Source organism: Kitasatospora sp. GP30 (assembly GCF_029892145.1).
Lineage (GTDB): Bacteria > Actinomycetota > Actinomycetes > Streptomycetales > Streptomycetaceae > Kitasatospora > Kitasatospora acidiphila.
This window is the reverse complement of sequence record NZ_JARZAH010000007.1, coordinates 113,589-128,393: the sequence shown is the minus strand read 5'-3', so window position 1 is coordinate 128,393 and position 14,805 is coordinate 113,589. Positions and strand designations below refer to the sequence as shown.

Annotated in this window: 12 protein-coding genes; 7 read left to right on the top strand and 5 right to left on the bottom strand. The window is 71.1% G+C overall.

The features are described 5' to 3' along the window. Positions 1 to 26 precede the first annotated feature (26 nt). The 3 genes from P3T35_RS13880 to P3T35_RS13870 form a co-directional block, all read right to left on the bottom strand. Entirely contained in the window at positions 27 to 461 is a 435-nt protein-coding gene (locus P3T35_RS13880; protein WP_101381456.1) for an RDD family protein, read from the bottom strand. Positions 462 to 542: 81 nt separating this feature from the next. Then, complete coding sequence (locus P3T35_RS13875; protein ID WP_180356538.1) at positions 543 to 1,202, bottom strand: RDD family protein; 660 nt, start codon at positions 1,200 to 1,202, stop codon at positions 543 to 545. Positions 1,203 to 1,276: 74 nt separating this feature from the next. Beyond that, positions 1,277 to 1,687 (bottom strand): DUF2752 domain-containing protein, encoded by a 411-nt coding sequence (locus tag P3T35_RS13870; protein WP_180356539.1) that lies wholly within the window; start codon positions 1,685 to 1,687, stop codon positions 1,277 to 1,279. Positions 1,688 to 1,953: 266 nt separating this feature from the next. Between P3T35_RS13870 and P3T35_RS13865 the strand changes: the two genes are divergently transcribed. From P3T35_RS13865 to P3T35_RS13840, 6 genes are all read left to right on the top strand, one after another. Beyond that, positions 1,954 to 2,367 (top strand): DUF3017 domain-containing protein, encoded by a 414-nt coding sequence (locus P3T35_RS13865; RefSeq protein ID WP_101381457.1) that lies wholly within the window; start codon positions 1,954 to 1,956, stop codon positions 2,365 to 2,367. Between the two features lie 197 nt (positions 2,368 to 2,564). Further along, positions 2,565 to 3,557 carry a malate dehydrogenase gene (locus tag P3T35_RS13860; protein ID WP_101381458.1) on the top strand — a complete coding sequence of 331 codons (993 nt, stop codon included), beginning with the start codon at positions 2,565 to 2,567 and terminating at the stop codon, positions 3,555 to 3,557. A gap of 87 nt (positions 3,558 to 3,644) precedes the next feature. Then, positions 3,645 to 4,970: a hemolysin family protein gene (locus P3T35_RS13855; RefSeq protein WP_101381459.1), complete on the top strand. Its 1,326-nt coding sequence runs from the start codon at positions 3,645 to 3,647 to the stop codon at positions 4,968 to 4,970. 30 nt (positions 4,971 to 5,000) lie between these two features. Further along, the gene (gene trpS / locus P3T35_RS13850; protein WP_101381460.1) at positions 5,001 to 6,041 is read left to right on the top strand and encodes a tryptophan--tRNA ligase; all 1,041 of its coding nucleotides are present in this window, start codon (positions 5,001 to 5,003) and stop codon (positions 6,039 to 6,041) included. A 17-nt stretch (positions 6,042 to 6,058) separates the two neighbouring features. Further along, positions 6,059 to 6,634, top strand: coding sequence for a 2'-5' RNA ligase family protein (locus P3T35_RS13845; protein ID WP_101381461.1), 576 nt, complete (start codon positions 6,059 to 6,061; stop codon positions 6,632 to 6,634). Between the two features lie 306 nt (positions 6,635 to 6,940). After that, a complete protein-coding gene (locus tag P3T35_RS13840; protein WP_143676865.1) occupies positions 6,941 to 8,803 on the top strand; it encodes a stealth family protein in 1,863 nt (620 codons plus the stop codon). A gap of 71 nt (positions 8,804 to 8,874) precedes the next feature. On the opposite strand, the gene P3T35_RS13835 is transcribed toward P3T35_RS13840, so the two are convergent. Continuing rightward, positions 8,875 to 12,438, bottom strand: coding sequence for a CDP-glycerol glycerophosphotransferase family protein (locus P3T35_RS13835; RefSeq protein WP_101381463.1), 3,564 nt, complete (start codon positions 12,436 to 12,438; stop codon positions 8,875 to 8,877). A gap of 159 nt (positions 12,439 to 12,597) precedes the next feature. Between P3T35_RS13835 and P3T35_RS13830 the strand changes: the two genes are divergently transcribed. Next, positions 12,598 to 13,536, top strand: coding sequence for a YihY/virulence factor BrkB family protein (locus tag P3T35_RS13830; RefSeq protein ID WP_101381464.1), 939 nt, complete (start codon positions 12,598 to 12,600; stop codon positions 13,534 to 13,536). Here P3T35_RS13830 and P3T35_RS13825 read toward each other — a convergent pair. Beyond that, positions 13,533 to 14,756 (bottom strand): D-alanyl-D-alanine carboxypeptidase, encoded by a 1,224-nt coding sequence (locus P3T35_RS13825; RefSeq protein ID WP_280706089.1) that lies wholly within the window; start codon positions 14,754 to 14,756, stop codon positions 13,533 to 13,535. The two genes, P3T35_RS13830 and P3T35_RS13825, sit on opposite strands and share 4 nt — an antisense overlap. Positions 14,757 to 14,805 lie beyond the last annotated feature (49 nt).

Sequence of the window (14,805 nt, the reverse complement as noted above, 5' to 3'; positions counted from 1 at the left end):
GCCCTTCGGTCTGAACTGCCGCCCGGTTACTGGACCTTGACGACCACGCTCTTGACGATCTTGTCAGCGAAGGTCTGCCGCTTCTCGTCCCACAGCGGCCACAGGTAGCCGACGAAGCAGGCGATGGTGTCCAGGATGTGCAGAAGGCGGCGGCCTATGCCCAGGCCGGCGCCGAGCAGGCTGCCGTCGGCGAGCTGCACGGTGCGCAGCCCGACCACCATCTTGCCCGGCGTCTGGGCGCGGGTGCCCTCCAGCACGCCGAAGACGATCAGGACGATCAACTCGACCACGTAGCCGAGGCCTTGACTGGCCAGGCTGGCGATTCCCGCCACGACGGCGGTGATGACGAAGTCGATCAGCCCGGAGGCGAACCGCAGCGGCCAACCGGCCAGCACCGGGGCCGGCGGCTGCGGGGTGTAGGCGTAGTTCGGGTCGAGGTTCGGCTGGTACGGGTTGCTCATGGTGTTCCCCTGCACATGAACGGATGGATGGTGCGGAAGGCCGGCTGCCGGAGGCCCGGCTGCCGGAGGCGCTGAGCGCGACTAGGCGCGGATCACCAGGCTGCTGGTGACCTTGTCGGCGAAGCACTGGCTCTTGTCGTCCCAGAGCGGCCAGAAGTAGCCCAGGCCGCACAGGAAGTTGTCCAGGAAGTGCGCGAGCTTGCGGACGAACGCCATGCCGAAGCCCAGCGGGCGCCCGTCGTGCTCGCGGACCAGGCGGATGCCGACCGTCTTCTTGCCCAGGGTCTGGCCGGTGCTGCCCTCGTTGACCAGCTGCCAGATGCCCAGGGCGAGGCTGATCAGCGCGCAGATGGCCAGCACGGCCAGGCCGCCGCTGCTGGGCACGCTGCTGGAGGTGCCGGCTATGCAGTCGCTCGGAAGGGCGTCCGGGGGGCAGTAGCCCGGGGTGGTCACGGTCGTCGCCGTCACCTGGGACACCACGAAACCGATGCCGACCGGCAGTCCGATGATCAGGGCGTCGATGAACCAGCCGCCCACCCGGGAGCCCCAGTTGGCCAACACCGGCGGCGGCACCGGCGCGTAGCCGTACGCGGGCTGCGGCTGCGCGTAGCCGTAGGGCGGCATCGCCTGCTGCTGCGGGTAGCCGTAACCCGGAGGCTGGTCGTACGGGCTCTGCTGCGGCATGCCGTAAGGCTGCTGCGGCTGGCCGTAGGGGTTGTTGGGGCCGGGCGGGTAGGACACGGGAAAGCCTCCGGGCGGACGTGCACTTCGGTGGTACGGGGACGGGTGGGACAGCGGGTGAGACTAGCGGAGCGTCATGACAGGTGGACGCCCAGGCGATTGAGCTGCCAGACCCAGGCGACGGCCAGGGCTGCGGCGATCACCGCCGAGCGCCGACGGTTCGTCAGCGACCACCAGCGGGCGCCGGTGCCGAGCGGGGCCGTGAGCAGGCCGAGCACCGCGATCACGGTGACCGGATTGGCCGTCAGGGCGGCCGCCCAGTGTGCGTGGCCGGCCTCGATGAAGACCGTGGTGCTGCCGCAGACCGGGCACGGGATCCCCGTGAAGCGGCGCAGCGGGCAGAGCACCCCGGGGTCGTGCACGTCGTGCAGGACTGCGACCCCGGCGGCCGCCGCCGCGGCCAGCAGGCAGCGCAGCGCGGTGTGGGCGAGACGGGTGCGGAGCGGCCCGGGCGCGGACCGGGCGGTCTGGGCCGGCGCGGTCACGGGCTGTGCTGATGGTGCGGATTGCTCACGGTCTCTTCCCCCTGACTGGTGCTCGCGCCTATGGTCGATCGCGTGATGTGCGGTGTCCAGCACATTGACGGGGTCCGCACGCAACTGTGGCGCAACCGCAATCGGATCAACACGTTCCGTTTCAATTCGGGCTTATGCTACGCGCGTGGATCCGGAGGAGCACCGCCGATCCGGGAGGATGGGGACATGACTGCCCAGACTCTCGACGGCCAGGCCAGCGCAGCAGGGAACAGCACATGAGCGCGGTACGAACGAGCAGGTCCACCCGCCGACGGCCCTCCACCACCACCGGGACGCTCCCGCCGGAGGGTTCCCGCGCGGCCCTCGACCGCGGCCACCCGCTGCCGATCCGCCAGTGGCCGATAACGCTGGTGACCGGCGTGGTCGGCGCCGGCCTGCTGGTCACCTGGGCGTCGGACTTCCGCTACGGCCTGCTGGTGGTCGGCGCCGGGTTCCTGCTCGGCGCGCTGCTGCGGCTGACGCGGCCGGAGGTCGGCCTGCTCGCGGTGCGCAGCCGGTTCACCGATGTGGCGGTGCTGCTCTTCTTCGGCCTGGTGATCGTGCTGCTGGCCCTGATGGCCCCCCAGGACCCGTGGCTGCGGCTGCCCGCGCTGGACGACCTCGGCCGCTGGATCGGCAGCAAGCACTGACACCGGCGGCGCGGCGGGGCCGAACGACCCGTCGTCACGAACGGCGCGTTGTGACGCACCAGCCACGCCGCCAAGCACCGCCGTCGGCCGCCCTTGCGATAACCTGACGCCGGTTCTCTCGATGTCGAGAGAAAACATCCTCGGCTCCAGCGCGCCGACGTGCCTGGGGCATGCCAGCGATCCTGGAGAAGGAAACCATGACTCGCACCCCCGTCAACGTCACCGTCACCGGCGCGGCCGGCCAGATCGGCTACGCGCTGCTGTTCCGCATCGCCTCGGGCCACCTGCTCGGTGCTGACGTGCCGGTGAACCTGCGCCTGCTGGAGATCACGCCGGCGCTCAAGGCCGCCGAGGGCGTCGCGATGGAGCTGGACGACTGCGCCTTCCCGCTGCTGCGCGACATCACCATCACCGACCAGCTGAACACCGCCTTCGACGGCACCAACGTCGCCCTGCTGGTCGGCGCCCGCCCGCGCACCGCCGGCATGGAGCGCGGCGACCTGCTCGCGGCCAACGGCGGCATCTTCGGCCCGCAGGGCAAGGCCATCAACGACAACGCCGCGGACGACATCAAGGTCCTGGTGGTCGGCAACCCGGCCAACACCAACGCCCTGATCGCCCAGCGCAACGCCCCCGACGTGCCGGCCGAGCGCTTCACCGCGATGACCCGCCTGGACCACAACCGCGCCGTCGCCCAGCTGGCCAAGAAGGCCGGCGTGACCGTCGACGAGGTCAAGAAGGTCACCATCTGGGGCAACCACTCCGCCACCCAGTACCCGGACGTGTTCCACGCCGAGATCGGCGGCAAGAACGGCTTCGAGGCCGTCGGCTCGGACCAGGCCTGGCTCGAGGACTTCTTCATCCCGAAGGTCGCCAAGCGCGGCGCCGAGATCATCGAGGTCCGCGGCGCCTCGTCGGCCGCCTCGGCCGCCAACGCCGCCATCGACCACGTCCACACCTGGGTCAACGGCACCGCCGAGGGCAACTGGACGTCGATGGGCATCGTCTCCGACGGCTCCTACGGCGTGCCGGAGGGCATCATCTCGTCCTTCCCCGTCACCACCAAGGACGGCAAGTTCGAGATCGTCCAGGGCCTGGAGATCTCCGACTTCTCCCGCGCGAAGATCGACGCCTCGGTCGCCGAGCTGGTCGCCGAGCGCGACGAGGTCGCCAAGCTCGGCCTGATCTGAGCCGACGCCTGAGCCCGAGGGCCCGGCGCTCCACCGCGGAGCGCCGGGCCCTCGGCGTTCGCACCGGGCCGTTTACACTGGCCGACCGTGAACGAAACCCTCCAGGACGCGGCTCTCGTCCTGGTCTTCATCCTGCTGGGCGGCCTCTTCAACATCGCCGAGATCTCGCTGATCTCGCTGCGCGAGGGGCAGATCCGCACCCTGGCCGAACGCGGCACCAAGCGTGCCTCGCGAGCCGCCCACCTGGCCGCCGACCCCAACCGCTTCCTGGCCGCGGTGCAGGTCGGGGTGACCTGCATGGGGTTCCTGTCGGCCGCCTTCGGTGCCGACACGCTGGCCGGCAAGCTCTCCCCGGTGTTCGTTCGGATGGGCCTGTCCAAGGGGGTCGCCGACGCGGTGGCGCTGGTCGGACTGACCTTGCTGATCTCCTACATCTCGCTGGTGCTGGGCGAGTTGACGCCCAAGCGGATCGGCCTGCAGCGCGCCGAGTCGATCGCGCTGCTGGCCGCGCCGGTGGTCGACGTGATGTCGGTGGTGCTGCGGCCGGTGATCTGGCTGCTCGGCCGCTCCACCAACCTGATGGTCCGGCTGCTCGGCGGCGACCCCAAGGCCGGGCGCGGCAGCATGAGTTCCGAGGAACTGCGCGGGCTGGTCGCGGCCAACACCGAACTGGGCAGCGACGAACGGGCGTTGATCGCCGACGTGTTCGCGGCCGGGGAGCGCCAGCTGCGCGAGGTGATGGTGCCGCGCACCGAGGTGACCTTCCTCGACGCCGACCAGCCGCTCACCGAGGTCCGGGAGGAGACCAGCACCTCGCCGCACTCCCGCTACCCGGTGGTGGACGGCTCCTACGACTCGGTGGTCGGCTTCGTGCACGTCCGCGACCTGTACCGGGCGCGCGGCGAACAGGCCCTGCGGGTGCGCGAGATCGCCCGCCCGGTGAAGCTGCTGCCGGCCACCAAGAAGGTGCTGGAGGCGATGAGCGAGATGCGCCGGGAGGGCCACCACCTGGCGATCGTGGTCGACGAGTACGGCGGCACCGCCGGGATCGTCACCCTGGAGGACCTGGTGGAGGAGGTGATCGGGGAGATCCGGGACGAGTACGACGCCCAGGAGACCACCGCCACCCGGCGCCTCGCCGGCGGCGGCATGGAGGTCAACGGCCTGCTCAACCTCCCCGACTTCGCCGAGGAGACCGGGGTCACCCTGCCCGAGGGCCCGTACGAGACGGTGGCCGGCTTCGTGGTCGCGGAGCTGGGCGCGCTGCCGGAGCTCGGCGACGTGGTGCGCACCTCGGACGGCCTGCTGCTCACCGTGGCCGGGCTCGACGGCCGGCGGATCGACCGGATCCGGGTCACCGCGCCACCCGCGCCGCAGCCGCCCGCCGAGGGATCGGCCGAGACCGGGTCCTGACTGTCACCGGAAGCTGGAACAATGGGGGCCATGGTCAACGACGCGCGCATCACCGAGGAGAAGGCTCGCCCCCGGGTGCTCTCCGGCATCCAGCCCACCTCCGGCTCCTTCCACCTGGGCAACTACCTCGGCGCGGTGCGTCAGTGGGTGGACCTCCAGAAGGACAACGACGCCTTCTACATGGTCGTCGACCTGCATGCGATCACCGTCCCGCAGGACCCGGCCGCCCTGCGCGAGAACAGCCGGGTCTCGGTCGCCCAGCTGCTCGGGGCCGGCGTCGACCCGGAGCACTGCACCCTCTTCCTCCAGTCGCACGTGCCCGAGCACGCCGAGCTCGCCTGGGTGATGAACTGCCTCACCGGCTTCGGCGAGGCCGCCCGGATGACCCAGTTCAAGGACAAGTCCGCCCGGCAGGGCAGCGACAGCACCACGGTGGGCCTGTTCACCTACCCGGTCCTGATGGTCGCGGACGTGCTGCTCTACCAGGCCGACGCGGTGCCGGTCGGCGAGGACCAGCGCCAGCACCTTGAGCTCACCCGGGACTTGGCCGAGCGCTTCAACACCCGATTCCAGCCGACCTTCACCATCCCGAAGCCGTACATCCTCCAGGAGACGGCGAAGATCATGGACCTGCAGGACCCGACCGCCAAGATGAGCAAGTCGGCGGCCTCCCCCAAGGGCCTGGTCAGCCTGCTGGACGACCCCAAGCTCAGCGCCAAGAAGTTCAAGAGCGCGGTCACCGACACCGACACGGTGGTCTCCTACGACGAGGAGAAGAAGGCGGGCGTCTCCAACCTGCTGCGGATCCACTCGGCGCTCAGCGGCCAGAGCATCGAGCAGCTGGTGGCGCACTTCGAGGGCAAGATGTACGGCGCGCTCAAGACCGAGCTGGCCGAGCTGTTCACCGAGTGGGTCGGCCCGTTCCAGCAGCGCACCCGCGAGTTCCTGGACGACCCGGCCGAGCTGGACCGGGTGCTCGCGGTCGGCGCCGCCAAGGCCCGCGAGGTCGCCTCGGTGACGCTGGAGACGGTCTACGACCGCATTGGCTTCGTGCCCGCCGCGAAGCGTTAATGGGGGAGCCTGGGCTGATGGCGTCGCTCGGGCCCACCGGCGGCATCGGCCGGCCACCGGCCGGCGCCGCCGGTTCCGCACTGACCATCGGGGTGGCGGTCACCGTTCCGGAGCCGTTCGGCTCCGCGATCCAGGACGCCCGCGCCGGTCATGGCGATCCGCAGGCCCGGGCGATACCCACCCATGTCACGCTGCTGCCGCCGACCGAGGTGGCCGCCGAGCGGCTGCCCGAGGTGCGTGCGCACCTGGCGGCGGTGGCAGCGGCGCGGCGGCCGTTCCGCATGCTGCTGCACGGCAGTGACACCTTCCGCCCGGTTTCCCCGGTGGTCTTCATCCGGGTGGAGGAGGGCTCGCAGGAGTGCCGGGAGCTGGAGGCGGCGATCCGCTCCGGCCCGCTGGCCCGGGAGCTGGCCTTTCCCTACCACCCGCACGTGACGGTCGCGCACAACCTGCCGGACTTGGTGCTCGACCAGGCGCTCGCCGACGCCCGCAGTTTCCACGCGGCCTTCACGGTGCCGGGCTTCACGCTCTCCCGGTTCGGCGCGGACGAGGTCTGGCGGCCCTGGCACGGATACGCCTTTAGCGGACACTGAATAGTTGCGCTATTCTGTGAATGACGATTCCCAGGGTTCTCCCAGGTTTCCTGAGGCCATAAACTTTCATTACTTACTCATTCACTCCGCCGTGTGCTGAACGTTATACTCGGGCCTCAATGGCTACGGGGGGTCTTAGGCCAGAATGCACACCGTCCTGGAGAGATGATGCGCTGTCCCCGTACGGCCCAGCAGCTGATGCGCGCTGTGGCCCGCCGGGCTCGTCGGGTCGGTTTGCTACCGACCGTAATCGTGCCCAGGCAGCGGACTGCCGAGGAGCCGGTGGCTCCGGTACAGCCGGAGCCGGTGCCCGAACCTGAACCCGAGCCCGAGCCCGAGCCGGTGCCGCCCACTCCCGAGGAGCTGCGCGCCGCCCGGGAGGAGCAGCTGCTCCAGGCCTCGCCCCAACTGGTGCGCGCGGACGGCCGGTTGGCCGAGGTGCGGGACGATCTGCTCTCCGGGGACGCCTATCTGCACAACTTCACCGAGGTCGCGAGGCTGCTGACCGGGGCCGGCGTGCGGTTCGCACCGCTCGGCGGCCAGTGGACCCGCCAGTGGGTGGCGATCGCGCCGGGCCAGCGGGAGGCGGTGCTGACCGCGTGCGCCGAGGCGTTCGAGGGGCTGCCGGTCTACGCGGACCTGCTGGGCCATGATGTGACGCTCGGTTCGGTGCTGGCCGAAGAGCTGCCGGCCGCCGTCGCCGCCCTGGAGTGGCCCGACGGGCTGCCGGGGGAGCCGTCCGACCGGCAGTCCGACGAGCCGTCGGACGATCAGTCTGCCGCAGACGCCGCCGCCGAGACCGCCGCCGAGGAGACCGATGAGACCCCGGTCGACGAGCCGGCCGAGCCCCGCGTGCGGGTCAAGGGGGTGCGGATCTACCGGCCGGTGACGACCAGTGGCAAGACCCTGCTCTACGGCCCCGAGCACGGCTGCGACCTGGACTTCTGGGACGCCGGCGGCGACCACGGCGCGGTCGCCGCGATCCACGAGCCGCCGTTCGGCTGGTGGGTGCCCTCGCTGGAGGCCGACGCCGTGGCGCGGATCGGCGGCAGCGACTACCCGGTGCCGCAGGCCTTCGTCCAGCCGCGGTTGGACGACGTCACCTTCCCGGTGGACGCCGTGATCACCTGGGTCGACGACAACGACCCGGCCTGGCGGGAGCGCCGGGCCGAGCGGCTGGCCGCGATGTCCGCCCGCCCGGCCACCGGGGACGGTGCCGAACGCTTCCGCAACCGGGACGAGTTGCGCTACTGTCTGCGATCGATCGCGATGTACGCGCCGTGGATTCGCCGTGTGTACCTCGTGACGGACGGCCAGTGTCCCGACTGGTTGGCGACCGAGCACCCGGGCGTCACCGTGGTGGCACATCGTCAGCTGTTCGCCGATGCGACAATATTGCCGGTATTCAACTCGCATGCCATCGAGACCCAACTGCACCAAATTCCGGACCTTGCCGAACATTTCCTCTATTTCAACGACGACATGTTCCTCGGCCGACCGGTCCAGCCCGAACAGTTCTTCCAGGGCAATGGCGTTCCGCTGGTCAACCTCGACTCACGCGTGATCCCGCCCGGCCCGGTGGCGGCGGACGACGACGAGTACGTCGCGCCGCAGAAGAACACCCGGGCGCTGATCCGGCGCGAGCACGGCCGCGAGACCAGCCGGGTGCTCAGCCACACTCCGTACCCGATGACCCGTTCGCTGCTGGCCGAGTGCGCCGAGGTCTTCGCGGCCGAGCTGACCGCCACCGCCCGCTCGCCGTTCCGCTCCCGCTCGGACGTCGCGCCGATCACCCTGGCGGTCGGCCACGGCTACCTGACCGGCCGGATCGCCTGGGGCCGGCTCGGCCACCGCTACCTGGACGTCGACCGGTACGCGGAGCTGGAGCAGCTCCCGGAGCTGCTGCAGTGGCGGGACACGGACAGCTTCTGCCTCAACGACGGTGATCTGGACGGGGTGCCGCCGGCCGAGCAGGACCGGCAGGTCACCGTGTTCCTGCAGGACTACTTCCCGGTGAGCGGGCCGCTGGAGCGCACTCCGCCGGTGCCGGCCGCGCGCGCCCCGCTGGCCGCGGCTGAGCCCGCTTCGGAGCAGGAGGCTTCGGAGGAGCAAGCCTCGGAGGAGCATGCTGTGGCCGAGCCGGCCGACTCGGAGCACCAGACGGTCTGACCCGCCGACCGCAGCAGAAAGCCTGTGGGGCCCGCACACTGCGGGCCCCACAGGCTTTCTGGCGACCGGGGTCAGCCGAGCAGGCCGTCCACCACCCGGGCGGCGGCGTGGCCGTCGTCCAGGTCGCAGTACTCGGACCGGAACCGCTCATAGGCCTCGCGGTACTCCCGGGCCACCTCGTCGACCCGGCCCAGCGCCCCCACCAGCTCCTGAGAGGTGCGCAGCAGCGGACCCGGCGCATCCTCGGTGAAGTCGAAGGTGAAGCCGCACAGGTTGTCCCGGTAGTGCTCCAGGTCGTAGGTGAAGAACAGCACCGGCCGGCCGGTGTTCATGAAGTCGAAGACCGAGGCCGAGTAGTCGGTCACCAGCACATCGGCGATCAGCAGCAGGTCGGCCATGTCCGGGTAGCGCGAGACGTCCCAGACGTAGCCGTTGCCGGCGTCCGGCACCGGGCCGAAGCAGTTGTGGTGCGGGCGGACCAGCAGCACCTGGTCCTCGCCGAGCGCCTCCCGGGCCGCGGCGACGTCCACGCGCAGGTCGACCTGGTAGCCGCCCTGCGGGCGCTTGCGGTCCTCCCGGAAGGTCGGCGCGTACAGCACCACCTTCTTGCCCTCCGGCAGGCCGAGCCGGCGGCGCACCTCGGCGGCCCGCTTCTCCCGGTCGGGGGAGAACAGGATGTCGTTGTGCGGGTAGCCGGTCTCCAGCAGCTCGCCCTTGAAATCGAAGGCGCGGCGCAGCACCGGGGAGGCGAACGAGGAGCCCGAGACGAGCTTGGTCCAGTTCGGCACCTCGCGGTCCAGGTGCTTCAGGTAGTTGCTGTCGATGAACCAGATCTTCTCGAAGTCGTGGCCGATCCGCTTCAGCGGGCTGCCCACCCAGGTCTGGAGTATCACCTGGCCGGGCCGGCTCTTCATGAAGTCGGGCAGCTGGGCGCTGGTGACGATGTACTTGGCGGTGGCCATCGCCTCGAACCACTCGGGGCTCCACTGCCGCAGCGCGCGGGCGCTCTGCGGCAGCTCGGTCTGGCCGTCGTCCACCGTCCACAGGTGCTCCAGCGGCAGGCCGCGGCGGACCAGCTCCTCGTGGATGGCGCGCGGCGAGCCCGCGTACTGACCGCCGCCCGCCACGTTGTAGAGCACCGCGTCGCGCAGCGGCTTCTGCTGGGCGGCGGGGTAGATCTCCTTGCGCAGCAGGCGCTGCCGGTAACCGCTGCGCTCGTGCGCGCCGAGGTCGGCGTGCGACTCCAGCGACAGGGTGTCGAAGTAGCGGCGCTCCAGGGTCACGTGCTTGCCGCGGGAGCGGATCTCCAGCGGCAGCTGGGTGTGGGCTGCCAGCGCCACGTGGGCCTTGGGCCAGGCGAACTCCGGGTCGCCGTCGACGGGCCGGAAGAAGAGGTCCCAGGTGCCCTTGTGCAGCGGCACCCGGCCGGCGTGGGTGCCCAGCGGCACGGCCGGCAGCTGCACCTCGAACCGGCCGTCCTTGACCACCAGCGGGTGCAGGTACTCCTCCTCCCGCCAGTTGTGGCGGAGCACCAGGTCGTAGCGGTGCTCGCCGGGCAGCGGGAACCGGCCGGACAGCGTGAAGCCGGCCTCGTCGGCCGCGCTCAGGTCGGTGACCACCGGCTGCACCAGCTGGTCGGCGAACTGCAGGTGGCCGGTGTCGGTGGGCTTGGAGACCAGGGTGCGGGCGCTGCCCAGCGGGGCTTCGGGGTTGAGCGGCAGGTCCAGGTGCTCCAGCGGCACCCGGTCGTCCACCATGATCTCCAGCACGTCGCCGTTGGCCAGCAGCAGGCCGGCGTACCAGTGGTCGCTGGTGCGCTCGTCGGCCGCCGGGTCCAGCGCCCGCCAGCGGTCGCGCACCTCGGCCAGCGAGGCCAGCGGGATCCGCGCCGTGAACGGCACCGGGCGGCCGGCCGGGGTGCCGAACTCCACCGGGAAGTCGATCTTGATGCCGGATTCGCTGTGGTGCATCTGCAGCCGCATCCCGGCCAACTCGGACGCGCTGCGCACGGTGCCGGTCAGCTCGATCGCGCCGTCCACCGCCTTGATCGAGCCGATCGCGGCGCGCAGCTTCTCGACCACCAGGTGCAGGAAGCCGTCCTTCAGGCGGGGCACCACCCGGGTGGTGGCGTCCGCCCAGTGGATCGGGTAGCTCTGCGCGGTGTCGGCCCAGCCACCGGAGATCCGGCCCTTGTAGACGCCCGACTTGCCGGCGCCGGCGACCAGCACCCGCCAGGTGCCGTCCTGCCACTGGCCGTGCTTCTTCAGCTTGGCCGGGTCGATCAGCACGGAGAAGCCGGACCAGTCGCAGCTGTACAGGTCGTGCGGCGAGGAGGCGGTGGCCTCCGGGGAGTACATGGTCTTGGTGGAGAAGGTGACGAACCGCTTCCCCTTGGCCTCGCGCAGCACGATCATCTTGACCAGGTCGTGCTTGCCCTCGGCGCCCAGGTGCTCGGGGAAGGCGTGCCCGGTCAGCTTGAGCTTGCCGTCCTCCCAGGACGACTGGTAGACCCGGCTGCGCATCACCAGCGCGTTGTCCAGCCGCAGCACGTCGGCCGGGACGCTCTTGCGCCCGCCGCGCAGGAACGGGTAGTCGGCGTACGGGCGCAGCAGGCCGCGGGCCGGGGCGGCGCCGTTGCTCTCGGCCTCGAACTGCATCTGCTCGACGAACTCGTCGATCCGGCCCTGCAGGGTCAGGTGGTACTTCAGCCGCAGCGGGGCCCGCAGCTTCTTGACGTGCTCGGGGCCGATCGCCCGCAGCAGTCGGCCCACGCACTGCACATAGGCGTCGCGGTAGTCCTGCTCGCCGTCGACGACCGACCAGAAGAACATCGGGATCTCCTCGACGAGGTTGTTCTCGTCGTAGGAGTGCAGGTAGTCGCGGTACTTGGGCTCGGGCTGCTTGCCCAGCCAGGCGCGGACCAGCTCCATCGAGGTGACCCGGTCGATCAGGCCCTTGGGGTTGGTGCGCATCTGGGTGATCGACATCTCGCCGACCTCGCGCTCACGCCAGTGGTAGATCGGGTCGGCCAGCACGTCCACGCTCTTGGCCAGGTAGTGGTGCGGCACGCTGACCGGCGCGTCCTCGTAGAGGATGCCCTCGGGGTAGAGCAGACCCGCCATGTCCCAGAACGAACGGCGGTACACCTTGTTCCACGCGGTGCGGTCGGTGACCAGCTCCGGGCGCTCGGTGATGTGGGTCTTCAGCACGGTCTCGCGGAACGGCTTGGAGTGGCCGCCGGACTGGTAGTAGCCGACTGCCCGGAAGCGCAGCACATTGCCGCTGCAGAAGTCGGAGCCGGTCTTGTCCAGCGTGCTGATCATCAGCTCGTAGGCGCTGGGCGGCACGGTGTCGTCACTGTCGACGAAGGCCAGGAACTCCGTGCCGTCGGTCAGGTGCAGCAAGCCGGTGTTGCGGGCCGCCCCCAGGCCCGCGTTCTGCTTGCGCACCAGCCGGAACCGGGAGTCCTGGGCGGCGAACGCCTCGGCGATGGCGGCACTGCCGTCCTTGGAGCCGTCGTCGACCATGATGCACTCGAGGTCGCTCATGGTCTGGGCGGCGATCGATTCCAGACATTCCTGCAGGTACCGCTCGACGTTGTAGATCGGAACAACGACGGAGAGACGGGGGGCCATCGGCTGCGCGGGCCTTTCATCGGCGGATGGAGACGACCAGCCGGCCTGGGGCCCGGGGCCCGGCACAGCGGCTCTACCGCGATCCTATCGGTTGGTTCAAGCCGCCCTCCCGGCTCGCACGCTGCCCGGCCCGGCGGCTGAGCTGCCAGGCTGGCCCGCATGGGATTCCTCACCAAGCTACCGGTGGTCGGACCGGTGGTCGCGGCGGTGCTGCGCAGCCGCCCGTACCGGGTGTTCCGGCACTTCTCGGCGGTCGGGGGCAACCGGCTGGCCGGCGCGGTCACCTTCTACGGGTTCCTGGCACTCTTCCCGCTGTTGACGGTGGCCCTGGCGGTCGCGGTCTCCACCCTCACCCCGGGCCAGGTGGAGTCGCTCAAGCACCGGATCGCCGAGCAGGTGCCGGGGCTGGCCAACGCTCTGGGACTGGACTCGCTGATCGCCAACGCCGCCACCGTCGGACTGATCAGCGGCCTGCTGCTGGTGGCCTCCGGCCTCGGCTGGGTGGACACCATGCGCGCCTCGATCCGGGTGATCTGGCAGCTGCCCGAGGACGACCGCAATGTGCTGGTGCGGCGGATCACCGACTGCGTGGTGCTGGTCGGCCTCGGCGGGGTCTCGATCGTCTCGCTGGGTGCCTCGGCGGTCGGCACCCGGCTGGCCGGCCGGCTGGCTGCGGCGCTGGGACTGGCCGGCGGGGGGCCCGGGCACTGGCTGCTGGCGGTGGCCGGCTTCGTCATCGCGGTCGGCGCCGACCTGCTGCTCTTCCTCTACCTCCTGGCCCCGTTCCCGGGGATCGAGGGGCAGCGCCGGCGCGACCTGCTGGCCGCCGCGCTGATCGGCGCCGTGGGCTTCGAGCTGTTGAAGGTGGGGCTCTCCTCCTACCTGGGCTACGTGGCGGGCAGGAGCCTCTACGGCGCCTTCGGGGTGCCGGTGGCGCTGCTGCTGTGGATCAACTTCATCTGCCGGCTGCTGATGTACTGCGTCTCCTGGACCGCGGCGGCCGACCCGGAGCAGGCCAGGGCCCGGGCCCTGGCCAGGGCGGAGGCCGCCTACCGGGCGGCGGGCGGGCCGGCCGCGGGCCCGCCGCCGAGCCGCTAGCGGCGGCGCAGGGCGGTCGAGCCGCCGCCCGGTCCCGGCTCGTCGGGCGGCGCGCCCTCACCGGTGGCCGGCTGGCCGGCGTTCCGGCGGCGGTGCCGGTTCAGCAGCCAGCCCGCCGCGCTGGCGCAGAGCGCGGCCGCACCGATCACCGCCCAGTCCCCGGCGCCGACCGTCCGGACGTTGGATGCCGACGCCTGCACGGTGGGCACCCGGCCGGTCGTGGGGGAGGCCGACGCGGCGGCGGACGGTGCCGGGGTGGGGGTGGGCTGCGGGGCCACCAGGGTGCCGATCGGGTGGGCCTGGTTCCCGGCGGCGAAGCCCCAGTCCAGCAGTGCGGCGGTCTCGTCGTACACCTTCATGTAGGTGTCCGGGTGCATCACGGCGACCAGCAGGGTGCGGCCGTCGCGCTGCGCGGCACCGACGAAGGTGGAGCCGGCGTTGCTGGTGTAGCCGTTCTTGACCCCGATCAGGCCCGGGTACTTGCCGAGCAGCCGGTCGGTGTTCTGGATCCCGAAGCTGGCGCGCTGCCCGGTGGCCTTGTCGACCGCTCCCGGGAACTGGGCGTCCTTGGTGCCGCAGTAGGAGCGGAAGTCGGCGTTGCGCAGGCCCTCGCGGGCGAACAGCGTCAGGTCGTAGGCCGAGCTCAGCTGGCCGTCCTCGTCGTAGCCGTCGGGGGAGACGACCTCGGTGTCGGCGGCGCCCAGGGCGCGGGCCTTCTGGTTCATCTCCCGGACGGTCTGGTCGACCCCGCCGTTCATGTGGGCCAGCACGTGCACCGCGTCGTTGCCGGAGGGCAGGAAGACGCCCCGCCACAGGTCCTGGACCGTGTAGTCCAGGTCCTCCTTGACGCCGACCAGGCTGCTGCCCGCCCCCATGCCCGCCAGGTCCTCGGGCATCACCCGGTGCACGGTGTCGCGCGGGAACTTGGGCAGCACGACGTCCGCGAAGAGCATCTTCAGGGTGCTGGCCGGGGGCAGCCGCAGATGCGGCCGGTAGGCCGCGAGCACATCGCCGGTGTCGGCGTCGGCGACCAGCCAGGACATCCCGGTCAGCCCGTCGGGCAGCTTGGGCGCCCCCGAGGAGACCTGCACGTCGGGCTGCCCCAGCCGCTCGCCGCCGACCACCCGGTCGGACGGCGACGGGTCGGCGGTGGCGCTGCCGGCGGTGGCCAGCACCAGGGTGGTGGCCAGCGCTGCCGCCAGCCGACCAGTACGACTCATAAGGTGATCATTCGAATACACGCCGCGTTCATACCCGTCCGGCCGCCCC